28 protein-coding genes are annotated in these 26,695 nt (G+C 65.8%); 13 read left to right on the forward strand and 15 right to left on the reverse strand.

Features of this window, described 5'->3' with window-relative positions; genetic code table 11:
* Window positions 1-109 precede the first annotated feature (109 nt).
* On the forward strand, window positions 110-1,123 hold the full coding sequence (locus tag KRR38_RS05895) for an LLM class flavin-dependent oxidoreductase (protein ID WP_217399521.1): 1,014 nt from the start codon (window positions 110-112) through the stop codon (window positions 1,121-1,123).
* Between the two features lie 34 nt (window positions 1,124-1,157).
* A complete protein-coding gene (locus KRR38_RS05900) occupies window positions 1,158-2,183 on the forward strand; it encodes an acyltransferase (protein ID WP_217399523.1) in 1,026 nt (341 codons plus the stop codon).
* 3 nt (window positions 2,184-2,186) lie between these two features.
* Here the strand turns inward: KRR38_RS05900 and KRR38_RS05905 are convergent, their stop codons facing one another.
* On the reverse strand, window positions 2,187-2,789 hold the full coding sequence (locus tag KRR38_RS05905; RefSeq protein WP_217399525.1) for a pyridoxamine 5'-phosphate oxidase family protein: 603 nt from the start codon (window positions 2,787-2,789) through the stop codon (window positions 2,187-2,189).
* A 165-nt stretch (window positions 2,790-2,954) separates the two neighbouring features.
* Here KRR38_RS05905 and KRR38_RS05910 point away from each other — a divergent pair, with 165 nt between their 5' ends.
* A complete protein-coding gene (locus KRR38_RS05910; RefSeq protein ID WP_217399527.1) occupies window positions 2,955-5,273 on the forward strand; it encodes a patatin-like protein in 2,319 nt (772 codons plus the stop codon).
* A gap of 25 nt (window positions 5,274-5,298) precedes the next feature.
* Here KRR38_RS05910 and KRR38_RS05915 read toward each other — a convergent pair whose 3' ends face one another.
* Window positions 5,299-5,823 (reverse strand): hypothetical protein, encoded by a 525-nt coding sequence (locus KRR38_RS05915; RefSeq protein ID WP_217399529.1) that lies wholly within the window; start codon window positions 5,821-5,823, stop codon window positions 5,299-5,301.
* Window positions 5,824-5,902: 79 nt separating this feature from the next.
* Here KRR38_RS05915 and KRR38_RS05920 point away from each other — a divergent pair, with 79 nt between their 5' ends.
* Complete coding sequence (locus tag KRR38_RS05920; protein WP_217399531.1) at window positions 5,903-6,811, forward strand: LysR family transcriptional regulator; 909 nt, start codon at window positions 5,903-5,905, stop codon at window positions 6,809-6,811.
* A 7-nt stretch (window positions 6,812-6,818) separates the two neighbouring features.
* Here the strand turns inward: KRR38_RS05920 and dnaJ are convergent, their stop codons facing one another.
* Window positions 6,819-7,943 carry a molecular chaperone DnaJ gene (gene dnaJ, locus KRR38_RS05925; RefSeq protein ID WP_217399533.1) on the reverse strand — a complete coding sequence of 375 codons (1,125 nt, stop codon included), beginning with the start codon at window positions 7,941-7,943 and terminating at the stop codon, window positions 6,819-6,821.
* 88 nt (window positions 7,944-8,031) lie between these two features.
* Complete coding sequence (gene dnaK, locus KRR38_RS05930) at window positions 8,032-9,942, reverse strand: molecular chaperone DnaK (protein WP_217399535.1); 1,911 nt, start codon at window positions 9,940-9,942, stop codon at window positions 8,032-8,034.
* Between the two features lie 210 nt (window positions 9,943-10,152).
* Here dnaK and KRR38_RS35860 point away from each other — a divergent pair, with 210 nt between their 5' ends.
* Window positions 10,153-10,692 (forward strand): copper chaperone PCu(A)C, encoded by a 540-nt coding sequence (locus tag KRR38_RS35860; protein WP_217399537.1) that lies wholly within the window; start codon window positions 10,153-10,155, stop codon window positions 10,690-10,692.
* On the forward strand, window positions 10,689-11,174 hold the full coding sequence (locus KRR38_RS05940) for a vgr related protein (RefSeq protein WP_217407134.1): 486 nt from the start codon (window positions 10,689-10,691) through the stop codon (window positions 11,172-11,174). Before KRR38_RS35860 ends, KRR38_RS05940 begins: the two co-directional genes overlap by 4 nt.
* On the opposite strand, the gene KRR38_RS05945 is transcribed toward KRR38_RS05940, so the two are convergent.
* From KRR38_RS05945 to KRR38_RS05965, 5 genes are all read right to left on the reverse strand, one after another.
* Complete coding sequence (locus KRR38_RS05945) at window positions 11,165-11,953, reverse strand: SDR family oxidoreductase (RefSeq protein ID WP_217399539.1); 789 nt, start codon at window positions 11,951-11,953, stop codon at window positions 11,165-11,167. The two genes, KRR38_RS05940 and KRR38_RS05945, sit on opposite strands and share 10 nt — an antisense overlap.
* Before the next feature lie 65 nt (window positions 11,954-12,018).
* Entirely contained in the window at window positions 12,019-12,276 is a 258-nt protein-coding gene (locus KRR38_RS05950; RefSeq protein WP_217399541.1) for a YgdI/YgdR family lipoprotein, read from the reverse strand.
* Between the two features lie 94 nt (window positions 12,277-12,370).
* On the reverse strand, window positions 12,371-12,925 hold the full coding sequence (gene grpE / locus KRR38_RS05955; protein WP_217399543.1) for a nucleotide exchange factor GrpE: 555 nt from the start codon (window positions 12,923-12,925) through the stop codon (window positions 12,371-12,373).
* A gap of 15 nt (window positions 12,926-12,940) precedes the next feature.
* Entirely contained in the window at window positions 12,941-13,984 is a 1,044-nt protein-coding gene (gene hrcA, locus KRR38_RS05960; RefSeq protein ID WP_217399545.1) for a heat-inducible transcriptional repressor HrcA, read from the reverse strand.
* Window positions 13,985-13,991: 7 nt separating this feature from the next.
* Window positions 13,992-14,486 (reverse strand): hypothetical protein, encoded by a 495-nt coding sequence (locus KRR38_RS05965; protein WP_217399547.1) that lies wholly within the window; start codon window positions 14,484-14,486, stop codon window positions 13,992-13,994.
* Window positions 14,487-14,613: 127 nt separating this feature from the next.
* On the opposite strand from KRR38_RS05965, the gene rph reads away from it, so the two are divergent.
* Together rph and rdgB are read left to right on the forward strand one after the other, a co-directional pair.
* Window positions 14,614-15,330: a ribonuclease PH gene (gene rph / locus KRR38_RS05970; protein WP_217399549.1), complete on the forward strand. Its 717-nt coding sequence runs from the start codon at window positions 14,614-14,616 to the stop codon at window positions 15,328-15,330.
* Complete coding sequence (rdgB, locus tag KRR38_RS05975) at window positions 15,327-15,959, forward strand: RdgB/HAM1 family non-canonical purine NTP pyrophosphatase (protein WP_217399551.1); 633 nt, start codon at window positions 15,327-15,329, stop codon at window positions 15,957-15,959. Before rph ends, rdgB begins: the two co-directional genes overlap by 4 nt.
* A 1-nt stretch (window position 15,960) precedes the next feature.
* Here the strand turns inward: rdgB and KRR38_RS05980 are convergent, their stop codons facing one another.
* A complete protein-coding gene (locus tag KRR38_RS05980; RefSeq protein WP_217399553.1) occupies window positions 15,961-16,524 on the reverse strand; it encodes a CAP domain-containing protein in 564 nt (187 codons plus the stop codon).
* A gap of 68 nt (window positions 16,525-16,592) precedes the next feature.
* Between KRR38_RS05980 and hemW the strand changes: the two genes are divergently transcribed.
* Complete coding sequence (gene hemW / locus KRR38_RS05985; RefSeq protein ID WP_217399555.1) at window positions 16,593-17,744, forward strand: radical SAM family heme chaperone HemW; 1,152 nt, start codon at window positions 16,593-16,595, stop codon at window positions 17,742-17,744.
* Window positions 17,741-18,634: a tyrosine recombinase XerC gene (locus tag KRR38_RS05990; protein ID WP_217399557.1), complete on the forward strand. Its 894-nt coding sequence runs from the start codon at window positions 17,741-17,743 to the stop codon at window positions 18,632-18,634. Before hemW ends, KRR38_RS05990 begins: the two co-directional genes overlap by 4 nt.
* A 3-nt stretch (window positions 18,635-18,637) precedes the next feature.
* On the opposite strand, the gene KRR38_RS05995 is transcribed toward KRR38_RS05990, so the two are convergent.
* From KRR38_RS05995 to rsmI, 4 genes are read right to left on the reverse strand one after another with little or no spacing between them, the layout of a single operon-like run.
* Window positions 18,638-19,237, reverse strand: a complete 600-nt coding sequence (locus KRR38_RS05995) for a DedA family protein (protein ID WP_217399559.1) — start codon at window positions 19,235-19,237, stop codon at window positions 18,638-18,640.
* A 36-nt stretch (window positions 19,238-19,273) separates the two neighbouring features.
* Complete coding sequence (gene gshB, locus KRR38_RS06000; protein WP_217399561.1) at window positions 19,274-20,254, reverse strand: glutathione synthase; 981 nt, start codon at window positions 20,252-20,254, stop codon at window positions 19,274-19,276.
* Window positions 20,255-20,271: 17 nt separating this feature from the next.
* Window positions 20,272-20,622 carry a YraN family protein gene (locus tag KRR38_RS06005; protein WP_217399563.1) on the reverse strand — a complete coding sequence of 117 codons (351 nt, stop codon included), beginning with the start codon at window positions 20,620-20,622 and terminating at the stop codon, window positions 20,272-20,274.
* Window positions 20,619-21,446: a 16S rRNA (cytidine(1402)-2'-O)-methyltransferase gene (gene rsmI, locus KRR38_RS06010; RefSeq protein ID WP_217399565.1), complete on the reverse strand. Its 828-nt coding sequence runs from the start codon at window positions 21,444-21,446 to the stop codon at window positions 20,619-20,621. The genes KRR38_RS06005 and rsmI overlap by 4 nt, the downstream gene beginning before the upstream one ends.
* Before the next feature lie 45 nt (window positions 21,447-21,491).
* Between rsmI and KRR38_RS06015 the strand changes: the two genes are divergently transcribed.
* The 3 genes from KRR38_RS06015 to KRR38_RS06025 all read left to right on the forward strand — a co-directional run bounded on the left by KRR38_RS06015 (window position 21,492) and on the right by KRR38_RS06025 (window position 26,020).
* A complete protein-coding gene (locus tag KRR38_RS06015) occupies window positions 21,492-22,640 on the forward strand; it encodes a penicillin-binding protein activator (RefSeq protein WP_217399567.1) in 1,149 nt (382 codons plus the stop codon).
* A gap of 77 nt (window positions 22,641-22,717) precedes the next feature.
* A complete protein-coding gene (gene parE / locus KRR38_RS06020) occupies window positions 22,718-24,715 on the forward strand; it encodes a DNA topoisomerase IV subunit B (protein ID WP_217399569.1) in 1,998 nt (665 codons plus the stop codon).
* Window positions 24,716-24,739: 24 nt separating this feature from the next.
* Window positions 24,740-26,020 carry a serine hydrolase gene (locus tag KRR38_RS06025; protein ID WP_217399571.1) on the forward strand — a complete coding sequence of 427 codons (1,281 nt, stop codon included), beginning with the start codon at window positions 24,740-24,742 and terminating at the stop codon, window positions 26,018-26,020.
* Here KRR38_RS06025 and KRR38_RS06030 read toward each other — a convergent pair.
* Entirely contained in the window at window positions 26,009-26,494 is a 486-nt protein-coding gene (locus KRR38_RS06030; RefSeq protein WP_217399573.1) for a DUF1772 domain-containing protein, read from the reverse strand. The two genes, KRR38_RS06025 and KRR38_RS06030, sit on opposite strands and share 12 nt — an antisense overlap.
* Window positions 26,495-26,695 lie beyond the last annotated feature (201 nt).

The raw sequence follows: 26,695 nt of genomic DNA on the forward strand, positions 1-26,695 counted from the left end.
CGGCTTATCGGGAACGTAAAGGGAACGCAAGGCTCGAAACGAATGCTTGGCACTGCGCCGTCGGCGCGCCATGCTGTTCACAAGAACAGCATAAGCGGAAGGCGGAGAGATGTTCCACAAGAACGACCTGTTTCACACCAACATCGGCTTCGACATGCGCGTCCCCGATTTCGGTGCGCCACCGCTGACGGTTTACGAAGAAGCGCTGAAGATGATCGAATATGCCGATGCGAACGGTATCGACAAGGTCGATTTCCAGGAACACCACCAGTCCGAGGACGGTTATTGCCCGGTCCCCTTCCTGATCGGCACGGCCGCGGCTGCGCGGACCAAGCACATTTCCATCGTGCTTGGCGCGGTGATCCTGCCGTTCCACGATCCGGTGAAAGTTGCCGAACAGATCGCCGTAGCCGACCTGATCAGCGGCGGCCGGTTCTACACTGTGCTTGCCGCCGGCTACTCGCCCACCGAGTTTGCCGCCTTCCGCGTCAGCCTGAAAGATCGCGCGCGGCTTATGGACGAAGGCTTCGACATCATCCTGCGCGCGCTTTCGGGCCAGCGCTTCATGGACAAGGATCGCGAGGTCTTCGTCCGCCCGCTGCCCTCGCGCCCTCCGCACGAGATCGTCTATGCCGGCGGCGGCACACCCGCCGCAGCCCGACGGGCGGCGCGCTTCGGATTGCCGATGTGGCCGATGAACGACGCGATCATGGTCGACTACGAGGCCGAATGCGCGAGGCTGGGCAAGCAGCCGGGGCGCTATATCCGCGGGATGACCTCGCTCTACATCACCGAGGATCCCGAGCGGGGCTGGCAGGAACTCGGCCCCCATCTGCTTCACTACATGAAGAGCTATGCCAAGTGGAGCGAGAGCCCCGGCCAGTCAGCCTCGCCGCTCCACGGGCTCGATACCATCGAGAAGATCCGGGCCGCAGATCTCGTCAAGGTCGTAACGCCTGACGAAGCGATCGCGATCGGTCGCACGCGTTCGGTCGGCCTGCAACCGCTGCTCGGCGGCTTGCGTCCGGATCTAGGCTGGAAGAGCCTGCACCTGTTCGTCGAGAAGGTCCTGCCGGCGATCAAGGACGCTCCGGCTGAATGGCGCAAGAGCCAGGGGCTTTAAGCCACCCTTTACGCGGAGCCGCTAAGCGGGGGTGATGGCGGCACATTCGCAGCAGGGAAGGCTCGGCGAGCTCGACGCATTGCGCGGCATTGCCGCGATGCTCGTGCTGCTGTTCCACTATACCGCGCATAGCGAGGCCGTACTGCCCGCTGCCCGGCACATCGCCCATGGCCTGTCCTGGGGGCATTACGGCGTCCAGCTGTTCTTCGCGATATCGGGTTTCGTCATCCTGATGACGCTCGAGCGGACCGCGAGCAGTGCCGATTTCCTCGTCTCGCGCTTTGCCCGGCTGTTGCCGGCCTATTGGGCGGCGGTGCTGTTCACCAGTGCCAGCGTCGTGCTGCTGGGCGCGGAGGTGCTGGCCCAGCCTGGCCCGATCATTCTCACCGACCTGTCGATGCTCCAGGGCTTCCTCTATCTGCCCTCGGTCGATGGGGTCTACTGGTCGCTGACGGTCGAATTGGCCTTCTACTTCTGCATGTGGAGCCTGTGGCGCGCACGCCTGCTCGGGCGGATCGAAGCGATCTTGCTCGGTTGGATCGGGTTGACGGTGCTCTGGTGGCTGGTCCCGGCCCTGCCCTCACGCGTCGGCATGGTGCTCATCGTGCGCTATATTCCCTTCTTCGCGATTGGCATGGCTGCCTACCGCGTTCGCACTGGCGCGCGACGGTGGAGCGAGCAGCTTCCGCTGCTAGCCTCGGGGCTCGCTGCGGTCGCCCTCGTCGAGTCGCCGGAATCCGCCGCGGTCTATGCAAGCGTCGTCGCGATCTTCGCGCTTCTCGTCGGCGGCAAGCTGGGCTGGCTGGCGAACCCGCCGCTGCTGTGGCTCGGGGCTCTGTCCTACACGATCTACCTGATCCACCAGAATTTCGGCTACGCCTTGATCGCCGCCCTGGAACGAGCCGGCTTCGCCCCATGGGCGGCCTTGCTTTGCGCAATCGCCGCGACGCTGACAGTCTCCCAGCTCATCCACAACCTGGTCGAGCAGCCGGCGCTGCACGGCATCAGGACGCGGTGGAAGCAGCGCGGCGAACGCGATCCCTTACCCGCCGCAGAATGAGACCTAGAGGTGGCGGTCGTGTTCTTCCGCCATCTGGTCGAAAGCTTCGCGGATATCTGGCATCGCCAGTGCGTCGGCGTAGATCTTGCCGAAGGATATCTTCCCCGGAGCATCCCAGGTTTCGGGCTGCCAGAGCCCGGCCCTACGTGCGGAGCGGACGCAGTGGAAGGCCGCCCGGTCGATGTCGATGCGGATCGCCAGCACCGCCGGCTTGCCACGGGCCGATAGCCGCGCGCAGATCGTCGTGTCGTCGAGCAGCGTAGCCCGGCCGGAAATGCGCAGGATCTCGTCGGTCGCTGGCCTGACGAACATCAGCCCGACGCGCGGATCGGCGAGCATGTTGCCGAGCCCCAGCGCAATGCCATTGCCGTTGCGCTCGGGGATCAGCAGCGTCCGCTCGTCCAGCACTTCGACGAATCCCGGTTCATCCCCCTTCTGGCTGATCTCCAGGCCCCAGGCGCCGTTGGTGGCGAGGGCCAGGAAAGGGCTGCGCGCGATGAAGGCGATGCCCTGGTCGCAGAGCCGATCGCGCAATTTGGCCGATGCTTTCGGGCCCGGATCGGGAATGAGTTCGCGCAGCTGGGCCAGCGAAGTGATCTGCACCATGTCCGTTCTCCCGCCGATTGGGTTCACGATCTCGATGCAGCCAGACTAGGCCGGATGCGTTTTAGCGATAGAGGCACGGGCGGGCTCATCGCGCCCGCGATTGCCGCGGGGGATTGATCGCGAGGACGATCCCATCCATCCCTGCGCGACAGAACAGGGGCAAGCATGCGCCAGAAGGAACTCCGCATTGCGCTGATCTGCTACGGCGGGGTCAGTCTTGCGGTCTATATGCACGGAGTCACCAAGGAGCTGTGGAAGCTCACCCGGGCCAGCCAGGCGGTCGCCGCGGGGAGCGGCAAGCTGGCCGGCGTCGAGCATGTCTATCGCCGACTGCTCCAGCGGATCGAAACCGAGAAGGGTTTGCGGCTTCGCGTCATGAACGACGTGATCGCCGGCGCGAGTGCAGGCGGGCTCAACGGCGTGTTCCTCGCCCAGGCAATCCATTCGGGTCAGTCGCTCGAACCGTTGACCCAGCTCTGGCTGGAGCGTGCCGACGTCGACGTGCTGCTTGATCCCGATGCGCGGCCCTGGTCACGCTTCGCCAAGTTCTGGGCGCAACCGCTGGTCAGCTGGATGCTGCGACGGCCGGGCAACGTCGTTACCGCCAGCGTCGCGCCCGAGACGCGCGCCGAGGTGCGCGGCAAGCTGTCGCGCCTGATCCGCTCGCGCTGGTTCGAGCCGCCGTTCGGCGGGCTCGGCTTTGCCCGCCTGATCGCCGAAGCGCTGACTGCCATGGCGGAGACCGAAGCCGGGCCGCCGCTGTTGCCGCCGGGCCACCCGCTCGACCTCTTTGTCACGGCAACCGATTTCAAAGGCCACATGGAATCGCTGCGGCTGCACAGCCCGCCCCTTGTCCAGGAGTCCGAGCATCGCCTGTCGATCGGCTTCCGTGCGGTGACGCCGCTCCGATCCGGCGGTGCGCTGGCGCCGGTGCCCGAGCTCGTCTTCGCCGCCCGTGCGACCGCCAGCTTCCCGGGCGCTTTCCCCGCGCTACAGCTCTCCGAGATCGACACCCTCGTCGCGGAGCGCTCTATGGCCTGGCCGACCCGCGCCGCTTTCGTCGAGCGCGTCATGCCCGAGCATGCGCGCCGTGGCGCGGCCGAGGGCGTCTCGCTGATCGACGGCTCGGTGCTGGTCAATGCGCCGTTTGCAGATGCCATGGGCGTGCTGCGCGACCGACCTGCACAGCGCGAGGTCGACCGGCGTTTCGTCTACATCGACCCCCGGCCCGACCGCATCGGCGGCCTGACCCGCGACGATCCGCATCCGCCGGGCTGGTTCTCGGTGATCTTCGGCTCGCTGTCCTCGATCCCGCGCGAGCAGCCGGTGCGTGACAACCTGGAAGAAATCGCCAGCCAGTCGAGCGAGCGCGTACAACTGCGCACGATCGTCTCGGCGCTGCGGCCCGAAGTGGAGGCGACGGTCGAGAAGCTGTTCGGCTTCACCCTGTTCCTCGACCGGCCTACGGTTAAGCGCCTCGTCGCCTGGCGGGCCAAGGCGCAGCAGGCCGCGGCCGAGCAGGCGGGCTTCGCCTACCACGGCTATGCCCAGGTCAAGTTCGCCGGCGTGGTCGGCATGCTGGCCGAGATGATCCACGACGCAGCGCCGGGCCTTTCGCTGTCCACGCCCGAACCGATCGCCGCGCACCTCACCGCCTGGCTCGCCGCCAACGGACTGGACCGCATTTCGGACTTCAAGGGCGGTGCGACCAAGGAGGCGATCGCCTTCTTCACCGAGCACGACCTGCCTTTCCGCATCCGCCGTCTGCGGCTGCTCGCGCGGCGGCTGACCCAGGACTGGGAGGGTGAAGGCGGCGAAGTGGCCGAGGAAGCACGCGAGAAGGCGCGCGAGGCGGTCTACAACGCGCTGTCGCTCTATTTCGACCGCGAGTCCTCCGATTGCATGGGCGAGGACTTCCCGAAGCTGGCCGACAAGGTGTTCACCGACCCTGGCACCGTGCTGGCGGGCATTTCCGAACGCCGCCGGCTCGCCGAGACCGACCTGCTGGTCGACGCCATGCTCGCTGCTGCCATGGCCGACATGCCGACCGCGCTGCGCCGGCGCATGCTGCTCGCCTACCTCGGCTATCCGTTCTACGATACCGTGACCCTGCCCCTGCTACGCGGCGAAGGGCTGACCGAGTTCGATCCGGTCAAGGTCGACCGCATCTCGCCCGATGACGCCCGCTCGATCCGCGCCGGCGGCACTCACGCCACCTTGCGCGGCGTTGAGTTCTACAACTTCGGAGCCTTCTTCAGCCGCGCCTACCGCGAGAATGACTACCTCTGGGGCAGACTCCACGGCGCGGAACGCATGGTGGACCTGGTCGCCTCGGCCATGCCCGACAACCTGACGCTTTCGGCCGAGGAAATGCAGGCCTTCAAGCGCGAGGCTTTCCTGGCGATCCTCGACGAGGAAGAGGCACGGTGCAATGCCGACCCGGGACTGGTGCGCGGGATCAGAGATGAGGTGGCGGGCGGTTAGGGGCGCGTATTACACGCAGTCACCCTTAGCCGGCGGGTATCCTGTTGATGATACTACGAGCCGATGCCGACCTCGAACGCGCCAGTTCAAAAAGGGCAAAACCGTGAGTGATCATCAGCAAAGGCACGTAGAGGGTCGGTATCAGATAGGCGGCCCCCAAGGCTCCTGCGTGCTCCGGAAGTCCACCCCGGACGGCATTCCAGTAGTCGAGTAGGAGATCGGTCGTTCCCACGAGGTTGAAGGCGACGACGAAGGTCCAGAAAGCCGGACGAAGCCGTACGGAGGCCATGACCAGAATGGCCAGCAGGGCCGTGGCGAGGTCGCCGTATGCGGCCGCCGGCGCGAAGCCGCCAGGGAGGTCCGGTCCCATGACGCCAGGAACGAGGAAAACGAGACCGAAGAATCGAAAGCTGTGCAGGCTGGCGATGGCATGGTGAGCACGCAGCCGGCTCATAGACCGGAGCCGGGGTAGGCCGTAGCTCCAAAAGCAGAGCAGCCATGCCACATAGCCAAGCATCATTTGCGTGAGGAAAATCAATCCGGTCGGCATTCGAGCCTCCTGTTCGATTCAGGAGGCCATCTTATGGTGAGCGCTATCGCTCAACTATCCGATATAATATGCATAGCCTGTGAAGCAGAACTACACAGTAAGGCATGGTGCGCTGGAAGGCGTCGAGGCTTTCCTTGTTGTTGCCCGGCTCCGCAGCTTTCGGCGTGCTGCCAATGAGCTAGGCGTGACACCCTCCGCGGTAAGCCAGACGGTCCGCAGTCTCGAAGCACGGTTGGGCGCGGCGCTTTTCACGCGCACGACGCGAAGCGTCGGTTTGACCGAAGCCGGACAGCGTTTCTTCGACCGCGCCGCGCCCGCTTTCGCCGAACTCGTTGCCGCCGGGGAACTGGCTCGCGATCTTGGTCAGCGTCCCACCGGATTGCTCCGTCTTTCCGTGCCGCGAGGTGTCGTGCCGCTGATCCTTGAGCCCGTGATCGGGTCGTTTACCCAGGCCTATCCGGAGATAGAACTGGAGATTGCCGCGAGCGAGGAGATGGTCGATCTCGCGGCGGGCGGGTTCGATGCCGGAATCCGCTTTGGCCAGTTCATAGCACCTGACATGGTGGCGGTTCGGCTCACGCCGCCCTTTCCCTTCGTCGTCGTTGCCAGCCCGGACTATGTCGCACGCCATGGTCGCCCGGGAAAAGTGGCGGATCTGAACGGGCACGCCTGTTTGCGCATTCGCCGTTCGAACGGCGCGATCGCCCACTGGTCCTTCGTGGAAGGCGATGAACGGATCGACGTGGCGGTCTCGGGGCCGCTGATCGCCCATGACTACCCGACGCTGCTTGGCGCGGCGATCCGGGGCGTGGGCCTGGCGCAGGTGCCGGGGCCGCTAGTCCGTGCGCCGATCGCCGAAGGAACGCTCGAATCCATGCTCAATGACCAGGCCGTCATGACGCCGGGCGTATTCCTGTATCATCCGGGCAGGCGACAGATGCTTCCCAAGCTCCGGGCCTTCATCGACCATATCAAATCCGCGGCCTGATGCAGCGCTAGTCGGTCAGGTCGTTCCAGGCTTCCTTGAGCCTTTCGAAGAACCCCTTGGAGCCGGGGCATTCGTCGCCCGTCTCGGTCGCCTGCAACTCGCGCAGCAGTTCCTTCTGGCGGGCGCTGAGCTTGGTCGGCGTCTCGACCGCGATCTCGACGACGAGGTCGCCGTGCCCGCGGCCCTGGAGCACAGGCATGCCGGCGCCGCGCTTGCGCAGCTGCTTGCCCGACTGGATGCCGGCCGGAATGTCGATCTTGTGGCACTGGCCGTCGAGGCCGGGGATCTCCACGTCGCCGCCGAGCGCGGCGGTGGTAAAGGTGATCGGCACACGGGTGATCAGGGTCGTCCCCTCGCGCTCGAACATCTTGTGCCGCTTGACGTGGAGGAAGATGTAGAGGTCGCCCGGAGGCGCACCGAACGGTCCCGCCTCGCCCTTGCCGGAGACGCGGATGCGGGTGCCGGAATCGACGCCCGGCGGCACCTGGACTTCGAGCGTCTGGGCTTGGTCGACTCGCCCTTCCCCGCCGCAGGCGCGGCAAGGCTTCTCGATCACTTCGCCGCGGCCGTGGCAGGTCGGGCAGGTACGCTCGACCATGAAGAAGCCCTGCTGCGAGCGGACCTTGCCGTGGCCACCGCACATGTTGCAGCGGCGCGTGCCGGTGCCCGGCTCGGCGCCCTGGCCGTTGCAGGGTTCGCAGAGCTGCGAGACCTCGATCTCGATCTCGGCCTTCTTGCCGTGGAAGGCCTCGTCGAGGCTGATTTCCATGTCATAGCGCAGGTCGGCACCGCGGCGCGCCTGCTGGCGACCGCCGCCACCGAAGGCGCTGCCGAAGATCGATTCGAAGATGTCGCCGAAATCGCCGAAGCCCTGGGCGCCGGCATTTCCGCCGCCGCCATTCTGGAACGCCTCGTGGCCGAAGCGATCATAAGCGGCGCGCTTCTGTGGATCCTTCAGGCAATCGTAGGCCTGGCTGATCGCCTTGAAACGCGCTTCCGAATCCTGGCAGCCCGGGTTCTTGTCCGGATGATATTTCATTGCGAGCTTGCGGTACGACGACTTGATCGTCGAATCGTCGGCCGTACGCTCGACCTCCAGCAACTCGTAAAAATCGGCTTCGACGCTAGCCATTCAATTCAAACCCCCGAACACCAGATCGTCATTCCCGCCAAGGGCTTCGCCTCTCGCGGAAATGACGAAACTGGTTCCGTCCGTCAATTCAGCCCTTGTTTTCGTCCACTTCCGAGAACTCGGCGTCGACGACGTCATCGTCACCGGCCGGAGCCTCGGCGCCCGGGGAAGCACCCGCGGCCTGCTCCTTCTCGTAGATGGCCTGACCCATCTTCATCGCGACGTCGGTCAGGGCCTGGGCCTTGGCGGTCATCTCCGCGGCATCGCCGCTTTCGATAGCCATCTTGGTCGCGGCGATGGCGGCCTCGACTTCGCCCTTGAGCCCGGCGTCGATCTTTTCGCCGTTCTCCTCGAGCTGGCGCTCGGTCGCGTGGACCAGGCTGTCGGCGTTATTGCGCGCCTCGGCCGCTTCGCGCCGCTTCTTGTCCTCTTCGGCGAACTTCTCGGCGTCACGGACCATCTGGTCGATGTCGCTGTCCGAAAGGCCGCCCGAGGCCTGGATGCGGATCTGCTGTTCCTTGCCCGTGCCCTTGTCCTTGGCGCTGACGTTGACGATGCCGTTGGCGTCGATGTCGAAGGTCACCTCGATCTGCGGCACGCCGCGACGCGCCGGCGGGATGCCGAGCAGGTCGAACTGGCCGAGGATCTTGTTGTCCGCGGCCATTTCGCGCTCGCCCTGGAACACGCGTATGGTCACCGCCTGCTGGTTGTCCTCGGCGGTCGAGTAGACCTGGCTCTTCTTGGTCGGGATCGTCGTGTTGCGGTCGATCATGCGAGTGAACACGCCGCCCAGCGTCTCGATGCCGAGGCTCAGCGGGGTCACGTCGAGCAGCAGCACGTCCTTGACGTCACCCTGGAGCACGCCCGCCTGGATCGCCGCGCCCATGGCGACGACTTCGTCGGGGTTGACGCCCGTGTGCGGTTCCTTGCCGAAGAAGTCCTTCACGACTTCGCGGACCTTGGGCATGCGCGTCATGCCGCCGACGAGGACGACCTCGTCGATGTCAGCGGCCTTGAGGCCGGCATCGACCAGCGCCTTGCGCATCGGCTCCTTGGTGCGCTCGATCAGGTCGGCGACCATCTTCTCGAGGTCCGAACGGGTCACCGTTTCGACGAGGTGCAGCGGCGTGGTGCTGCCGCCTTCCATGCGCGCGGTGATGAAGGGCAGGTTGATCTCGGTCGAGGCCGTGCTCGACAGCTCGATCTTGGCCTTCTCGGCGGCTTCCTTCAGGCGCTGAAGAGCGAGCTTGTCGGTCTTCAGGTCCATGTTCTCCTTGGCCTTGAACTTGTCCGCCAGCCATTCGACCAGCTTGGAGTCGAAGTCCTCGCCGCCGAGGAAGGTGTCGCCGTTGGTCGACTTCACTTCGAACACGCCGTCGCCGATCTCGAGGATCGAGACGTCGAAAGTGCCGCCGCCGAGGTCATAGACCGCGATGGTCTTGCCGTCGTTCTTCTCGAGGCCATAGGCCAGCGCCGCCGCGGTCGGCTCGTTGATGATGCGCAGCACTTCGAGGCCGGCGATCTGGCCGGCGTCCTTGGTCGCCTGGCGCTGCGCGTCGTTGAAGTAGGCCGGCACGGTGATGACGGCCTGCGTCACGGTCTCGCCGAGATAGCTCTCGGCAGTTTCCTTCATCTTCTGGAGGATGAAGGCCGAGATCTGGCTGGGCGAATAGTCTTCGCCGCCGGCCTGGACCCAGGCGTCGCCGTTCTTGCCCTTGACGATCGTGTAAGGGACGAGCTCGGTGTCCTTCTTGGTCACCGGATCGTCGAAGCGGCGGCCGATAAGGCGCTTCACCGCAAAAATCGTGTTGTCGCCGTTGGTCACGGCCTGGCGCTTGGCCGGCTGACCGATCAGGCGTTCGCCATCCTTGGTGAAGGCGACGATCGAAGGCGTCGTACGCGCGCCTTCGGCATTCTCGATGACCTTGGGCTTGCCGCCGTCCATCACGGCGACGCAGCTGTTGGTGGTCCCGAGGTCGATACCGATAACTTTAGCCATTATTTCCCCATTTCCTCGCGTCGTTTGTGACACCGCGCGGTGTGCCTCCCATCAAGGCAAGGCAGCTCGGCGGCTCGATGACGTTCCCAACCGGAACTATCGTCGCAGCGCGATATAGGAGCGGTTTTTCTTGGCACAAGACCGTTCGAGCATTAGCGGAAGGCTTCGGGCGCCAGTGTTTGCGGGATGTCTGAAACAAAGGAATAACGCGTGAATCTCGCCACTTTCAAACCCCGCGCCACCCTCGTCCTTGCCGCGCTATCGCTCGCAGCCTGCCAGCAGAACAAAGCGCCGCAAGCGCCGGCGACCACCGCTGCTGCGCCAAACGAGGCTGCGCCAGACGCCAAGCCGGGGATCACGGTCAGCGGCGGCGTGCTGGTCCTGCCGGCGGTCAAGGGCAACCCGGGCGCCGCCTATTTCGATCTGAGCAATGGCGGTCCGGCGGTTTCCGCCGTGGCCGCGATCTCGATCGACGGTGCCGGCAAGGCCGAGATGCACGAGACGTCGGGCGGCTCGATGGCGCCGCTGAAGGAACTAAGCGTGAAGCCGGGCGAGACGGTGAAGTTCGCCCGCGGCGGCAAGCACGTCATGGTCTTCGACATCGCCGAGACGGTGAAGCCCGGGGGAACCGTCGAGATGACGCTGACCTTCGCCGGCGGCGACAAGGTCTCGGCACCACTCAAGGTTCAATCGGTGACCGATGCCATGAGCGGCGACATGGCGGGCATGGACCCAGGGAGCAAAAACTGACAGCCTGCCCGGTCGGTGGCGAACGCCCGCTGACCGCGGGCGAGCGGGCGCTGGTTCGCTCGGTCTTCGGCGATGCGATCGATTGCGATCGGGTCCGGATCAAGCGGCGGCGCTGGCATCCGTTACAGCCGGCGCGGATCACCATGGCGCCGACGGGCCATCTCCATTTCCCGCCGGGCTCGCCCGCCTATTGCGAGGATTTCGGCATGGCCGAACTCGGCCGACAAGGGCTGTTCGTTCACGAGATGACGCATGTCTGGCAGACACAGCAGCGCGGCAAGTTCTATCTGCCGCTGATGCGGCATCCGTTCTGCCGTTATGACTATGTCCTCGAACCGGGCCGGCCGCTGGATCGTTATGGGATCGAGCAGCAGGCCGAGATCGTTCGTCACGCCTTTTTGCTCGAACAGGGCGGGGCCGTTGCCGAAGCTGCGCCCCTCGCGTCATATCGCGCGATCATGCCGTTCAAGCCTCAATCGTAAGGTTTGTATCCGGGCTGCGCGGGCTCGCCGAAGTCTGCCAGAACCTCATCGAATACCGCTTGGACCGCGAACTTGAGATCGGGGTGCGAGATCACGTGCTTCCTGCCGTTTTCCACCGCGGCAGCGATCGCGCGGCCGACCCAGATAGGCTCCATGAAGTTCATCGGTTTGGTCATGATGGCCGCGGTGTAGCGTCCTCTCGAAGACGTCGACATGAAGCTGCGCGTTCGGCCGGGATAGACCGCCGAGACCGTGACGCCGTGCGGCGCCAGCTCGGCGCGCAGGGCATCGGTCATGCCTTTCACGGCGAATTTCGTGGCTGAATAGGTGGCCATCATGCCTGGAGCGATAAGGCCGTTGGCCGAACAGGTGTTGCAGATATGACCATAGCCTCTCGCGATCATGTCGCGGGCAAAGGTCCTGACACCGTTGTAGACGCCGTAGACATTGATCTGCATCGCGCTGTCGAACACTTCGGGCTCGATATCGGCGAGCAGTTCCCAGTCGATCGAGATGCCGGCGTTGTTGCACAGCACATCGACCTGACCGAAACGGGCCAAAGCAGCTTTGCGAGCGGAAGCCCAGCTGTCGAGCGATGTCACGTCGATCGGAATGGCTAGGGCGTTCTCACCATATTTGGCCGCTTCGGCCTCGGCGCGGGCCAGCGCTATGTCGGCGATGATGACCTTGGCGCCATTCTCTACGAAGGCTTCGGCGATGCCGGCACCGATACCGCCGCCACCGCCCGTCACGAAGACTACCTTGTTCGCTAGTTCCATCCGACTCTCCGAATCTTTTACGACATTCTTGTCGCAAAAGATTCGGGTCGAGGGAAGCGAATGCCTTAGCAATTGCGGTCGTAGTAGCGGTCGCCATTGCGATCACGACGATAGCAGCCGCGATCATCCTTCGATTTCGTCGAACCGGCAACGGCACCGGCCGCAGCGCCGATTGCGGCGCCGGCGCCGACGTCACCCGCCAACGCGCCTACGCCTGCGCCCAGCGCACCACCGGCCAGTGCGCCCTCGCCGGCGTAGTTCGAGGCACAGCCACCAAGAGCCAGGGCGCCAGCGGCCATCACGGGAAGGATAAGAGAACGCATGATCTGTCTCCGAATACGAAAGGTACCTTTCGCAAACGGCTGATTTGCTTCCAAGTTCCGTGATGTTCTGCACTTAACCGCTGAGGTCGGGCGCTCAGTCCGGCTTCTTCGCCACCGCAACCATGGCCGGACGCAGCAGTCGATCCTTGATCATGTAGCCGGCTTGGAGCTCCTGCACGATCGTGCCCGGTTCGGCATCCGACGGCACTTCGAGCATGGCCTGGTGCTGGTTGGGATCGAGCGGCATGCCCTTGGCGGCGATGCGACTGATCCCGTGCATGCCGAAAACCTTGTCGATCTCGCGCGAGGTCGCCTCGATGCCGGCGACAAGGCTCTTGAGCTTGTCGTCCTCGCGCAGGTCGGCAGGAATCGCTTCGAGCGCACGCGAAAGATTGTCGGCGACCGACAGAATGTCCCGCGCGAAGCCCGTCGCGGCATAGGCGCGGCTGTCGGCGATATCCTTCTCGAGCCGGCGACGCACGTTCTGCGTCTCGGCCTTGGCGTAAAGCACGTCCTGCTTGGCGGCTTCGAGCTGGTCGCGCAGCGCAGCGATCTCGTCGCCGCCCTTCTCCAGCAGCTCTTCCGGCACGCCCTTCAATTCTTCGGCCACCGCCGCATCGTTCTGCGGCTGCGTCTTGTCATCGCTCATTATAAGTAGGTTCCGCTATCCAATTAGCTTGCCCAGGCTCTGGGCGGTGAAATCCACCATGGGGACAACGCGCGCATAATTCAACCGCGTCGGCCCGATAACCCCGACCACGCCGACCACCTTGCCCTCGCGGTCGCGATAGGGTGAGGCGATCACCGAGGAGCCCGAAAGCGCGAACAGTCGGTTCTCCGAACCGATGAATATCCGCGTCGATTCAGCCTCGCGCGCGAGGTCGAGCATTTCGGCGACCGACTGCTTGTTCTCGAGATCGTCGAGCAGCAGGCGGACGCGTTCGAGGTCGCTGAGCATGCCCTCATCGAGGAGGTTGGCCTGTCCGCGGACGATCAGCACGGGACGCCGCGCCGCGTCCTCGCTCCATACGGCGATACCGCGCTCGACCAGATCGCGGCTAGCCGCGTCGAGAGCCGATCGGCCCGAGGCGATCTCGGCGCGCATCAGCCGCGCCGCGTCGGCCAGGGTCCGGCCAGCAAGGCGGGCGGTGATATAGTTGGACACTTCCTCCAGTGCGCCCGGTGGCAGCGGGCCCGGCAGCGGCAGGATGCGATTCTCGATCCCACCGTCCTCGCCCACCAGCACTGCAAGCGCGCGGTCGGGCGCGAGCGGGACCAGGCTCATCTGCAGGAGCTGCGGCTCGCGGCGCGGCACCATGACGACGCCAGCGCAGGCCGAGAGATCGGACAGCACCGCGCTGGTCGCGGCCAGTGCGTGCTCGATCGGCCCAGGCTGTGCCATCCGCCGTTCGATCGCCGCGCGCTCGTCGGCGGTCGGCTCGGCGGCCTGCATCATGCCGTCGACGAAGAGGCGCAGGCCTACCTCGGTCGGCATCCGCCCGGCACTGGTATGCGGCGCTGCCAGCAGCCCGAGCTGTTCGAGGTCGGCCAGAACCGATCGGATCGAAGCTGGCGACAGGTTCACCCCGCCCGCCCCAGCCAGCGTCTTCGAGCCGACGGGCTGCCCGGAATCGATATAGCCCTCCACCACGAGGCGGAAGATCTCGCGAGCGCGGTGGGTCAGTTCGGTTATCGGTAACGTGGGCATGATTTTGTTATACAGGTTCCACGACATAGGGATCGCTGTCGACCTTGGCCATGGTCTCGATGATCGTGCTCGCCGCGCCCAGGATTTCCGCAGCCTCGTCAGCCTCTTCCGATCGGCAGCCGGCGTCGAACGAATAGGTCTGTTTCGCGTCCGGATAGTCCCAGGTCACCGAGCCATAGGGAAGGTCGAAGATTTCCTTGTCGCACCGGATGCCCTTTTCGTTGGCGGCGCGAACGCCTTCGATATTCGTGACGAAGGCGTTCATGCCGTGGCCTGCCAGACGCAGCCTGAATTTGCGAAGCTGGCCCTTGTCCTTCTGTTCGGCCAGCTTCCAGATCTCGCCTGTCCCATCGGGATTGACCTGCCAGTGCAGGATCACCCGGCCCCAGCTTCGCACCTCGTAGCTGACCGGCCCCGGCAGAGTGCCGGCGCGTTCCGGTTCGGCGGCGTGAAGGCCGACTGGAAGAATGACCAGCATCGAAGCCAGCAGCGTCTTTCGCACAGGCCGATCTCCAAGTGTGCCAAGTCTACCAAGTTTCATTGCCACCACAATGGCTAGAGGATAGGGCGCGGCCAGCTCAAGCGAAAGGGCCAACGGAAAACCCCGTTAGCCGATAGAAAGGATTCCAATGCGACCCTCCGGCCGCGCGCCTGATGAAATGCGCGCCCTGTCTTTCGAGACCAACTACACCATCCACGCCGAAGGTTCGGTGCTGGTCTCGTTCGGCAACACCAAGGTGCTGGTCACCGCCAGCGTCGAGGAAAAGGTGCCGCCGTTCATGCGCGGCAAGGGCGAAGGCTGGGTAACCGCCGAGTACTCGATGCTGCCGCGCGCAACGCATACCCGTGGCAGCCGCGAGGCGGCCAAGGGCAAGCAGTCGGGCCGCACGCAGGAAATTCAGCGGCTGATCGGTCGCGCGCTGCGTTCGGTGGTCGACTTCAAGAAGCTCGGCGAGCGCCAGATCGTGCTCGATTGCGACGTGATCCAGGCCGACGGCGGTACGCGCACCGCGGCGATCTCGGGCGCCTGGGTGGCGCTGCGCATCGCCATCGACAAGCTGATGACCGCGGGTCTCGTCAAGGAAGACCCGATGCCGCGCCGCGTCGCGGCGGTGTCCTGCGGGATCTGCGAGGGCGTGCCGGTGCTCGATCTCGACTATATCGAGGACAGCTCGGCCGACGCCGATGCCAACTTCGTGCTGATCGAGGGCGGCCATATCGCCGAGGTCCAGGCCACGGCCGAAGGCGCGACCTATGACGAGGAAGGGCTGCTGCGCCTGCTCCGCCTTGCCCGCATCGGTTGCGACAAGATCTTCGCGGCCCAGGCCAAGGCCGTCGGCCGGTGAGCGAAGCGCGCCTCGGCTCCGAAACGCTGGTCATCGCGACGCACAACGCGGGCAAGCTCAAGGAGATCGGGGCGCTGCTCGCGCCTTATGGCGTGAACTGCATCTCGGCCGGATCGCTCGGGCTGCCCGAGCCGGCCGAGACCGGCAAGACCTTCGTCGAGAACGCACTGATCAAGGCGCGGGCGGCGGCAGAGAGTTCGGGCCTGCCGGCGCTGGCCGACGATTCCGGGCTCTGCGTGGCGGCGCTCGGCAATGCGCCCGGCGTCTACACCGCCGATTGGGCCGAGAGGCAGTGGTTTGAGGGCGCGCCTGGCCGCGATTGGTACATGGCTATGGGCAAGGTCGAAGGCCTGCTCTGCGAGAAGGGCCCGGAGACCGATCGTTCCTGCTGGTTCGCCTGCGTGCTTGCGATCGCCTGGCCCGATGGCAGCAGCGCGGTCTACCAGGGCCGCGCCGACGGCAGCTACACTTGGCCCCCGCGCGGGACGATGGGCTTCGGCTACGATCCGGTTTTCGTGCCGCAGGGCGGGAGCGAAACCTTCGCCGAGCTCGATCCTGAAGAGAAGCATCGCATCAGCCACCGTGCCGATGCCTTTGCGAAATTGGTCGCAGCCCAGTTCGGCGGCTGATTTAGGGGACGCTCTGCCCCAGCACGTTGCCAGCGGGGTAAAAACGGCAGACCAGGTAGTCGGTCCCGCGCCGCGAGGTCACGGCGCAGCCGACGGCGCGTGTCGTCGGCCAGATCACCTGCGTATAGTGGCCGATTTCGTGCCAGTTCCCGCTGCGCGCGACCGCGGGAAAGACGCCGGGCTGGAAATCGTGCCGTTCGGAGATGAAGTGGCCCATCATCTCTTCGAGCGTGTAGGCCCCGGCCGTGCCGCGCCAGAGGTTCTCGCCCTCGTTCACGCGCATTTCGGCCGGCGAATGCTCGAAATCGCCGCGTGCCGCGAGGGTGTTGGCCCAAGCCTTGGCGTGCTGGGCCAGTTCCGCATCCCAAACGAGCGCGGGCTGTCCAATCCGTTCGCGCTCGCGGTTGTGCAGATCGAGCAGGCGCTGGTTGAACTGGGAGCGGTTGTCGATCAGGGGACGTGCCGGCCAGAATTCATCTGTCTGGGCCGCAGCACCGACCGCTGACAGCCCGGCCGAAACCAGGGTTAGGGCGGCAAAGGTGGCAGCTCGAATGATGCGGTGCATGATGCTCGGAACTTGACCTGGCGTCATAAACGCCGTTGGAAACGAGCTAACCGAAGAGTGTTAACGAAATGGCCTCTGCAGTTTACATTCATTGGCCATTCTGCCTGGCCAAGTGCCCCTACTGCGATTTCAACAGCCATGTCCGCGATCGGGTGGATCACGCCCAGTGGGAGCGCGCGCTGCTGGCCGACATGGTGGGCGAGGCGGAATTGGCCGGCGGTGAGCCCCTGCACTCGATCTTCTTCGGCGGCGGCACGCCTTCGCTGATGCCGCCGGCTCTGGTCGAGCGGCTGCTGGTTGAGGCCGAGCGGCTCTGGGGCTTCGCGCCGGGGATCGAGATCACGCTCGAAGGCAATCCTTCCTCGGTCGAGGCGGCGAACTACGCGGCGCTGGCCCAGGCAGGTATCAATCGGGCTTCGCTCGGCATCCAGGCGCTCGACGACGAGACGCTGCGCTTCCTTGGCCGGCTGCACGATGCCGATGAAGGCCTGGCCGCGCTGGAGATCGCGCAGCGGCATTTCGACCGGGTGAGCTTCGACCTGATTTATGCGCGGCCGGGGCAGACCCCTGCGGCCTGGGAGGCGGAGCTCAGCCGGGCCTTGTCTTTCGGTACGGGGCATCTGTCGCTCTACCAGCTGACGATCGAGCCGGGCACGCGCTTCGCTACGATGGTCCGCGAGAAAGCCTTCATCCCGCTCGACGACGATGCCGCGGCCGACCTTTTCGAGCTGACCCGCGACATGACCGCAGCGGCGGGCATTCCCGCCTACGAGGTGAGCAACCACGCCCGCCCGGGCGAGGAGAGCCGCCACAACCTAACCTATTGGCGCTACCAGGACTATTGCGGCATCGGTCCCGGCGCGCATGGGCGGCGCGGTGGGGTGGCGACGGTGCGGCACCGCAAGCCGGAGAACTGGCTCGCTGCGATCGAACGGCAGGGTGATGGCATCGCCGAAGTGCGCGCCCTGCCCCCGCGCGAACAGGCTAGCGAGGCGATGCTGATGGGGCTGAGGCTGGCCGAGGGTGTCGATCTCGCCGCCAAGTCTTCCCGTTTCGGCGTTGGTGTCGAGGAACTCTGCGACCCTGCCAAGCTCGCCTTCTACATCAAGCAGGGCTTCGCCTGGCAGGACGGCACCCGCATCGGCATTACGCCGCAAGGCATGCCCGTGCTCGATGGGCTGCTCGGCGAACTTGTCCCCGCGGCGCTGGTCGCTGCGTGAGCCGGCGCGAGATCCTCGAAGCCTGGCGCTCGCACCTCGCCGAAGGCCGCCGCCGCTCGCCGCATACGGTGCGCGCCTATGTCGCCACGGCCGACCGGCTGCTCGAAGAAGTGGGTGCGGTCGACTGGCGGACCCTCGCCCGGCTCGATGCTGCCGCCTTGCGCAACCAGCTCGCACGGCGGCGGGCCGACGGCATAGGCAATGTCTCGGCCGCGCGTGAGCTCTCGGCGCTCAAGGGCTTCATCTCTTTTGCCCGGGCCCAGGCCGGCGAGGCCGATACCGCCCCGCCGCGAATGCGCGGACCGCGGATCAAGAAGGGGCTCCCTCGCCCCGTCACGCCCGACGATGCCGTGAACCTGGCCGTGGCCGTCGAGGAGGACGCGAGCGTCGAATGGATCGGCGCGCGCGACCGGGCAGTGCTGCTTTTGCTCTATGGCGCGGGACTGCGCATCGCCGAGGCCCTATCGCTGACAGGCGGCGATTTTCCGCTGAGCGAAGTGATGGTCGTCACCGGCAAGGGCGGCAAGCAGCGGGCCGTGCCGCTGCTGCCGATCGTGCGCGAAGGGGTGGCCGATTATGTCGCCAAGTGCCCCTGGCCGCCGATGCGCGGCGAACCGCTGTTTCGCGGGGCGCGGGGCGGCGCGCTGTCGCAGGGTATGATCCAGAAGGCCATGGCTCGCGCCCGGATCTCGCTCGGCCTGCCGCCCAGCGCAACACCGCACGCCTTACGCCACAGTTTTGCGACACACCTGCTCGGCGCAGGTGCCGACCTGCGCTCGCTGCAGGAACTGCTCGGTCATGCCAGTCTCGGCTCGACCCAGATCTACACCAAGGTTGATGCCGCTACCCTGCTCGACGTCTATCGCAACGCGCATCCGCGGGAGCAGTGACATCTAGGCGCGCGGCTTCCAGGTCAGCACGCGCCAGAGATAGGCGACAATCCCCAACGCCACCGAAGCGAAGATGATGGCGTTGAGCCAGCCTTGTGCCTCGGCGAAATAGCCCGAGAGCCAACGGCCGCCGTGGATCAGCGCCGCGTTCCACACCGCCGCGCCGGCGAATGTGAAGATCAGGAATTTCCAGTGCTTCATGTGCGCCAGGCCCGCGGGCAGCGAGATCATCGTGCGCAAGAGCGGGGAGAAGCGCATGACGAAGACGATCCATTGCCCGTGGTTGCGGAAGAACCGGCTCGCCTTCTCGATGTCCTCCCATTCGAGCGTCAGCCAGCGCCCCCAGCGATCGGCGATCGGCTTCAGGCGTCCGTAGCCGAGCTTGTCGCCGGCGAGGAACCAGACATAGTTGCCCAAGGTAGAGCCGATCGTGCCGACCAGCAGCAGCGGCCAGAACTCCATCGCCCCGCGCGCTACGGCGATACCGCCGAGGCCCATGATGACTTCGGAGGGGATCGGCGGAAACACGTTCTCGATGAACATGAGAAAGGCGATGCCCCAGTAGCCGCCTTGCTCGATGAGCCTCAGAATCCATTCGGTCATGGAACAGGAAACGCCCGGCCGGCCGGTCTGTTCGCGTCAGCCTTGCAGCATCGCGGCGTGGCGTGCCTCGATCGCGTCCCAGATGAGCCCGCCGGTGTCCGAATTGTTGAACCGGTCGATTGCGACGATGCCCGTCGGCGAGGTCACGTTGATCTCGGTCAGCCATTTGCCGCCGATCACGTCGATGCCGACGAACAGCAGCCCGCGCTCCTTGAGCACCGGTCCCAGCGCGGCGCAGATTTCCTGCTCGCGCTCCGTCAGCGTGGTCGCTTCGGCATAGCCGCCGACCGCGAGGTTCGAGCGGAATTCGCCCTGCCCCGGCTTGCGATTGATCGCCCCGGCGACGACGCCGTCGACCAGGACGATGCGCTTGTCGCCTTCGGAGACTTCGGGAAGGAAGGGCTGGACCATGAACGGCTCGGGCCAGACCGTACCGAACAGTTCGGTCAGCGCGCCGAGGTTGCTGCCGTCGGCGGGCACGCGGAACACGGCCTTGCCGCCGTTGCCGTGGAGCGGCTTCACCACGAGGTCGCCCGGATGCTTGAGGTGGAAGGCCTTCACGTCCTCGATCCGCCGGGCGACGAGCGTCGGTGGCATGAACCGGGCGAAATCGAGCACCATGACCTTCTCGGGCGCATTGCGCACCGAGACCGGATCGTTGACCACCAGCGTGCGGCCGGCGAGACGTTCGAGGATGTGCGTGCCGGTGATATAGCCGAGGTCGAACGGCGGGTCCTGCCGCATCAGCACGACGTCGATGTCCTTGCCGAGGTCGATCAGCTGGTATTCGCCGCGCTGGAAGTGGTCGCCCGCAACGCGCTGCACCGTGACCGGCGCAGCCCAGCAGGTGATCCGCTCGCCCTCGCCGCCATTGGTGTCGAGCGCCAGCGTGCGCACATCGTAGTGCCACAGCGGATAGCCCCGCGCCTGGGCCGCGAGCATCAGGTGGAAGGACGAATCGCCGGCGATGTTGATCGTTTCCAGCGGGTCCATCTGGACCGCGATACGTAGCGTCATCGGTATTCCGGCTCCTGTCAGCCCATGAAGGCGTTGGTGATGTGGCGCGGGAAGCGGCCCGGCGCAAGGAGGAGCACGTCGATCCTCTGGTCGTCGCCCGTGCGAACGAAGCGGTGGGCGATGGCCTCCGCCGCTGCGGCCACCCGCCGCAGGCGATATTCGTCGATGGCGAGGTCGAGTTCGGCGGCGGTGGCGCGCCATTTTACTTCGACGAAGGCGATCATCCGTCCTCGTCTCGCGACAAGATCGACCTCACCGCGCGGCGTCTTCACCCGTTGCGCAACGATGCGCCAGCCTTTGAGCCTCAGATACCAGGCGGCGAGCGTCTCGCCCCGCCGGCCTCGTTTCTCGGCGCGAGCCCGGTTCACTTGAGCTCCAGTGCCCGGGCGTAAAGCACCTTGCGGTCGAGGCCGGTGAGCTTAGCGACCTTACCTGCGGCTTGCGAGGGCTTCTCGGTTTCCAACTCGGCGCGCAGCATGGCGTCGATGTCGAACGAATCCGCCGTGGGTTCGGCAGGCGGGCCGACGAGTAGCACGATCTCGCCTTTTGGCGGATGGGCTGCGTAGTGTGCTCGCAATTCCTCGGGCGATCCGGTGCGGCATTCTTCGAACTTTTTGGTCAGCTCACGCGCCACGCCTACCTCGCGGCCCGGCAGCACGACGTCGATCGCCGCGAGGGAATCGTCGAGCCGCGGTGCGGTCTCGTAGAACACCAGCGTCGCCGGCACCGCGGCTAGCTCCGCCAACACGTCGCGCCGCGCCTTGTCCTTGGAGGGAAGGAACCCCGCGAACAAGAACCGGTCGCTCGGAAGGCCAGCCAGCGTCAGCGCCACGACCGCCGCGCTCGGTCCCGGCAGGCTGGTCACCACGATCCCCGCCTCGCGCGCCAGCTTGACGAGGCGGTAGCCGGGATCGGAGATCAGCGGCGTCCCCGCATCGCTCACCAGCGCCACCGGCTGCTCGGCCAGCAGGGCCAGCAGCTTGTCCCGGTCATATTCGCTGGCGTGATCGTCGTAGCGGATCATCCGCTTTTTTATGCCGAGGTGATTCAGCAGCTTGCCGGTCACCCGCGTGTCCTCGCAGGCTATCGCAGCGACGCCTCGCAACGTCTCCACGGCGCGGAGCGTTATGTCGCCGAGATTGCCAATGGGCGTGGCGACAATATAGAGACCGGGCGAGAGCTGGTGATCCATGCGGGCACTCATGGACATACGAGCAGGGAGCGGCAAGCAATGTTGATGAGCGGAACGAACCGGCGCAGGTTCCTTACCCTGGCGACGGTCGCCCTGCTGGCGGGTTGCAAGGTCATTCCCAAGGGCCCGGTCGAAACCGCTCCGCCGCCCAAGGGGCCGGATTCCAGCACTCTGCCAACCGATTCGCAGCGGCACCGCGTCGCGCTGCTGGTGCCGCTCGCCGGACCCAACGGCGCCGTCGGCCAGTCGATCGCCAATGCCGCGACGATGGCGCTGCTCGATACCAACGCGCAGAACCTGCGGATAACCACCTATGACACCTCGGCGGGGGTCGCGAGCGTCACTGCCCAGGCGATTGCCGACGGCAACAAGCTGATTCTCGGCCCGCTGATCTCCAACGACATTCCCGCGGTGACTGCCACTGCGCGTGCGGCGCGGGTGCCGGTGATCTCGTTCTCCAACGACGAGAGCGCGGCAGGACGCGACGTGTTCATCATGGGCAACCTGCCCAGCGCTTCGATCGAGCGCACGGTCTACTATGCCAAGAGCCGCGGCATGACCCGCTTCGGCGCGCTGGTCCCCTCGGGCGAATATGGCGAGCGGGCTTCGACGGCGATCTTCGCTTCGGTCCGCGCAGCCGGCGGCAGCGTTGCCGCGACTGAGACCTACGACCGCTCGAACACCTCGGTGGTCAGCGCAGCGCGGCGGCTCAAGGCCAAGGGGGGCTTCGACGCGGTGTTCATCGCCGATGGCGGCCGCTTCGCCAGCCAGGCCGCGGCGCAGCTCAAGACGGCGGGCTCAGCCACACCGCGCCTGCTCGGCACCGAGCTGTGGAGCGGCGAAGCCGTGGTAGCGACAACTCCGGCACTTCGCGGTGCCTGGTTCTCGGCCGTGTCCGACGCGCGGTTCCGCAAGTTCTCCGACAGCTACAAGGCACGGTTCGGCGTCCAGCCCTACCGCATCGCCACCCTCGGCTATGACGCCGTGCTGCTCACGCTGCGCATAGCCCGCGACTGGCGGACGGGAACGCAGCTGCCGATTACCCGCCTCACCGACAGTGGCGGCTTCGTCGGCCTGGACGGCGCCTTCCGCTTCCGCCCCAACGGCGTGATCGATCGCGCGCTCGAAGTGCGCGAAGTCCAGGCCGGCGGCGTGGTGCCGGTCAGCCCGGCTCCGGCGCGGTTCGGCGAGTAAATCCGCCGAACCTGCCTGACGATAACCTCGCCCGTCTGCTTGCGCCCCGATTCCCGGGCGTTCTATAGGCGTTCTCCATGTCCGATGCTGCACCCGACGATCTGTTCGACAAGCTGCCCAGCGCCGGCGGCGAAGCTTATGATAGTTCCGCTATCGAGGTGCTGGAGGGGCTGGAGCCCGTCCGCCGCCGTCCGGGCATGTACATCGGCGGCATCGACGAGCGCGCGCTGCACCACCTCGCCGCGGAAGTGCTCGACAACGCCATGGACGAGGCGGTCGCCGGCCACGCGAACCGGATCGAGGTGACGCTGGAGGAGGGCAATCGCCTCACCATCACCGACAATGGCCGCGGCATGCCGGTGGACGAACACCCCAAGTTTCCGGGCAAGTCCGCGCTCGAGGTGATCCTCACCACGCTGCACTCCGGCGGCAAGTTTTCGGGCAAGGCCTATGCCACATCGGGCGGTCTGCACGGTGTCGGCGTTTCGGTGGTCAACGCACTGTCGGCGAACACGCGCGTCGAAGTGGCGCGTAACAAGGAGCTGTTCGCGCAGGAATTCTCGCGCGGGCATCCGACCGGTCCGCTGCAGAGGTTGGGCAGCACGCCCAACCGCCGCGGCACCAGCGTCGCCTTCACGCCCGATCCCGAGATCTTCGGCGATGAGGCGAAGTTCAAGCCGGCGCGGCTGTTCCGCCTGGCTCGCTCGAAGGCCTATCTCTTCGCCGGGGTCGAAATCCGCTGGAAATGCGCCGCCTCGTTGGCCAGTGAGGACGTGCCGGCCGAGGCGGTGTTCCAATTCCCCGGCGGTCTCGCCGACCATTTGACGGAGGAAGTGGGCGAGCGCGAGTGCGTCACGGCCAAGTTCTTCGCTGGCAGCCAGGACTTCCCGGGTGAGGAACAGGGCCGCGTCGAATGGGCGATCGCCTGGCCACTGTGGTCGGACGGCGCCTATAGCTGGTACTGCAACACGATCCCGACGCCCGACGGTGGCACCCACGAGCAGGGCCTGCGCGCGGCGCTGACCAAGGGCATCCGCGCTTTCGGCGATCTCGTCGGTCAGAAGAAGGCCAAGGATATCGCGCCCGAGGACATCGTCACCGGCAGCGAGGTGATGCTCTCGGTTTTCATCCGCGACCCGCAGTTCCAGAGCCAGACCAAGGACCGCCTGACCTCGCCCGAAGCCGCACGCATGGTCGAGAACGCGGTGCGAGATCACTTCGACCATTTCCTGGCCGACAACATGGAGCGCGGCAAGGCGCTGCTCGGCCATGTCATGGAGAAGATGGACGAGCGGCTGCGCCGGAAGGCGGAGCGCGAGATCAAGCGCAAGACCGCCACCAGCGCACGCAAGCTGCGCCTGCCGGGCAAGCTGACAGACTGCACCGGTGAAGGCAGCGGCGAGACCGAGCTGTTCATCGTCGAAGGCGACAGCGCCGGTGGCAGCGCCAAGCAGGCGCGTGATCGCAAGACCCAGGCGATCCTGCCGATCCGCGGCAAGATTCTCAACGTCGCCAGCGCCACCGCCGACAAGATCCGCGCCAATACCGAGATCGCCGACCTCGCGCTAGCGCTCGGCTGCGGCATGCGTAAGGACTGCAATCCCGACCTGCTGCGCTACGACCGCATCGTCATCATGACCGACGCCGACGTCGACGGCGCACATATCGCGACCTTGCTGATGACCTTCTTCTTCCAGGAGATGCCCGAGGTCGTCCGGCGCGGTCACCTCTATCTGGCCCAGCCTCCGCTCTACCGCCTGACCGTGGGCTCGACCTCGGCCTATGCCCGCGACGACGCGCACCGCGCCGAGCTCGAGGCCGGCCAGTTCAAGGGCAAGAAGGTCGAAGTCTCGCGCTTCAAGGGCCTCGGTGAAATGAACCCGCAGCAATTGCGCGAGACGACGATGAGCCCGGTCAGCCGCGGCCTGATCCGCATCACCTTGCCACCCGAGTACGAGGATCGCGCACAGGTGAAGGACCTCGTCGAGCGGCTGATGGGCCGCAACCCCGAACACCGCTTCATGTTCATCCAGAACCGCGCGGGCGAGATCGATCCCGAGCTGATCGACGCCTGACGCCGGACCGAGCCAGGAGGGGCCATGAAGCGCCTGTTGTTCGCTGCGCTGCTCGCTCTGGTCTCGGCTCCGGCCGGAGCCGCTACGCCCGACAAGCCCAGCCAGCGCGCGGCCGAGGTGGTGGAGGCACTGAAGGCTGGGCAAGCGCCTGACAGCCTGTTTGCCCCCTCGTTCCTCGCCGCGGTGCCGCCGGCGCAGATCGCGCGGATCGTCCAGCAGCTCGAGGCCCAGGCCGGCAAGCTGCTTGGCGTCCAGGATATCCAGGTCGATACACCAACGACGGCGCGCTTCGTCCTACGGTTCGAGCGTGCGCTGGCCACGGCGACCTTGACGATAGAGCCCGATGGAGCCGGCCGTGTCACGGGCCTGCGCATCACCTCGGTCACGCCGCTCGGTGATAGCCTGGAGAAGATCCGGGCCGACTTTGCCGCCCTCCCCGGCCGCAGCGGCTTTGCCGTGATCAAGCTCGAGGACCGTGGCCCTTTCGTGCCGATCCTAGAAAGTCACTCGGGCGAGCAGTTCGCGATCGGCTCGGCGTTCAAGCTCTGGGTGCTCGATGCGCTGGCGGAGGAGATCGCCGCCGGCCGCCACCGCTGGGACGAGGTCGTGCCGCTGGGGCCGCGCAGCCTGCCGAGCGGGATGACGCAGGAATGGCCGGCCCAGGCACCGGTCACGATCGAGACGCTGGCGACGCTGATGATCTCGATCAGCGACAATACGGCGACCGACACGCTGATCCGCCTCATCGGGCGCGAGCGCCTGGCCGAACGGGTGCGCGCGACCGGCCATTCGGCGCCCTCGCGAATCCTGCCGTTCATGACCACGGCCGAAAGCTTTGCGCTCAAGCTCTCGCCGCCCGCGGAGCGCGATGCCTACGCCAAGGCGAGCGATGCCGCGCAGGAACAGCGGCTCGCCGCGCTCGATGCCCGCAAGATCCTCGACAGCGCGGACATTGCCGCGCTCGGCGCCAAGCCGACGGCGATCGACAGCATCGAATGGTTCGCCTCGCCCGAGGATATCGCGCGCGTGCTCGACTCGCTCCGCCGCCGCCCGGACCCGAGGGTACTGCAAATCCTCGGTATCGTCCCGGCCGTGTCGAACGAGGTGCGCCAGCGACTGGCCTATGTCGGCTACAAGGGCGGATCGGAAGTCGGCGTGATCAACCTGACCTGGCTGCTCCGCCGGAAATCGGGCTCCTGGATGGTCATCACGCTGAGCTGGAACAATACGGCATCGGCGGTCGACGCCGACCGCTTCGGGTACCTCGCGCAAAGGCTGCTGCGCCTGGGCGCGCTAGAGCAGTGATATCGCCCTGATGTCGAGCGCGCAGCCCGTGAGCGAGGCCAACGTACGCACGTGGTTCCACCGGGTCCATTCGGTGAGATAGCGGGGCCATAGCGCGCTCGTGTCGCCAGCCTGCCCTTCGACGGCGGCCAGCGCATTATTGAGCGGCACGTTGCACGCCATCGTTACCACGAACATGCCCGCGACATAGATCGCGCTGCCGATCAGAGTGGGCAAGGCGTAGGGCGCAGCAAGGTCGAGCAGCGCGACGATGACCAGAACGGCGGCGATCAGCGTCGATCCCAGGAACACCGGCATGAACAGCGACTTCTGGATATCGACGTTGATCGCGTTCATCGCCGCGATCGCCGAACCGCGATCGATCCGGCCGAGCGCCCGCATGATGAAGGTCGAGAAGGCGAAATAGAGCCCGGCCATCAGCGCGCAGGACAGCGCCGAAATCCACAGCATCGCGACAATCAGAACGGACTGCATCGTGTTCTCCGTGAACCGTTTTTCGATTGGCAGTTCTGACACGAAAACGACGTGGCTGCACCACTGCGCGCGCGGTCGCAATTCGCAGAATTTTGCCTTATTTTTGCCACATACTAAGCTAGTTTAACAACTTATCGTACGTATAAAACGCTTCGCCGTTGATCAAAGTCTATCGAATCGGTAGATAGTGGCTTGCGGCCA

The sequence above is a fragment of the Novosphingobium sp. G106 genome, from assembly GCF_019075875.1.
GTDB lineage: Bacteria > Pseudomonadota > Alphaproteobacteria > Sphingomonadales > Sphingomonadaceae > Novosphingobium.

Bases quoted from the DNA above. Each gene is read 5' to 3' on its own strand.
- dnaK (WP_217399535.1), bottom strand. From the start codon at position 9,942: ATGGCTAAAGTTATCGGTATCGACCTCGGGACCACCAACAGCTGCGTC.
- KRR38_RS05905 (WP_217399525.1), bottom strand. From the start codon at position 2,789: ATGGTGCAGATCACTTCGCTGGCCCAGCTGCGCGAACTCATTCCCGAT.
- KRR38_RS06015 (WP_217399567.1), top strand. From the start codon at position 21,492: ATGAGCGGAACGAACCGGCGCAGGTTCCTTACCCTGGCGACGGTCGCC.
- KRR38_RS05980 (WP_217399553.1), bottom strand. From the start codon at position 16,524: ATGCACCGCATCATTCGAGCTGCCACCTTTGCCGCCCTAACCCTGGTT.
- KRR38_RS05910 (WP_217399527.1), top strand. From the start codon at position 2,955: ATGCGCCAGAAGGAACTCCGCATTGCGCTGATCTGCTACGGCGGGGTC.
- parE (WP_217399569.1), top strand. From the start codon at position 22,718: ATGTCCGATGCTGCACCCGACGATCTGTTCGACAAGCTGCCCAGCGCC.
- hemW (WP_217399555.1), top strand. From the start codon at position 16,593: ATGGCCTCTGCAGTTTACATTCATTGGCCATTCTGCCTGGCCAAGTGC.
- KRR38_RS05895 (WP_217399521.1), top strand. From the start codon at position 110: ATGTTCCACAAGAACGACCTGTTTCACACCAACATCGGCTTCGACATG.
- KRR38_RS05900 (WP_217399523.1), top strand. From the start codon at position 1,158: ATGGCGGCACATTCGCAGCAGGGAAGGCTCGGCGAGCTCGACGCATTG.
- grpE (WP_217399543.1), bottom strand. From the start codon at position 12,925: ATGAGCGATGACAAGACGCAGCCGCAGAACGATGCGGCGGTGGCCGAA.
- KRR38_RS05950 (WP_217399541.1), bottom strand. From the start codon at position 12,276: ATGCGTTCTCTTATCCTTCCCGTGATGGCCGCTGGCGCCCTGGCTCTT.
- gshB (WP_217399561.1), bottom strand. From the start codon at position 20,254: ATGACGCTACGTATCGCGGTCCAGATGGACCCGCTGGAAACGATCAAC.
- KRR38_RS06025 (WP_217399571.1), top strand. From the start codon at position 24,740: ATGAAGCGCCTGTTGTTCGCTGCGCTGCTCGCTCTGGTCTCGGCTCCG.
- hrcA (WP_217399545.1), bottom strand. From the start codon at position 13,984: ATGCCCACGTTACCGATAACCGAACTGACCCACCGCGCTCGCGAGATC.
- KRR38_RS05915 (WP_217399529.1), bottom strand. From the start codon at position 5,823: ATGCCGACCGGATTGATTTTCCTCACGCAAATGATGCTTGGCTATGTG.
- KRR38_RS05995 (WP_217399559.1), bottom strand. From the start codon at position 19,237: ATGACCGAATGGATTCTGAGGCTCATCGAGCAAGGCGGCTACTGGGGC.
- KRR38_RS05945 (WP_217399539.1), bottom strand. From the start codon at position 11,953: ATGGAACTAGCGAACAAGGTAGTCTTCGTGACGGGCGGTGGCGGCGGT.
- dnaJ (WP_217399533.1), bottom strand. From the start codon at position 7,943: ATGGCTAGCGTCGAAGCCGATTTTTACGAGTTGCTGGAGGTCGAGCGT.
- rsmI (WP_217399565.1), bottom strand. From the start codon at position 21,446: ATGGATCACCAGCTCTCGCCCGGTCTCTATATTGTCGCCACGCCCATT.
- KRR38_RS06030 (WP_217399573.1), bottom strand. From the start codon at position 26,494: ATGCAGTCCGTTCTGATTGTCGCGATGCTGTGGATTTCGGCGCTGTCC.
- rph (WP_217399549.1), top strand. From the start codon at position 14,614: ATGCGACCCTCCGGCCGCGCGCCTGATGAAATGCGCGCCCTGTCTTTC.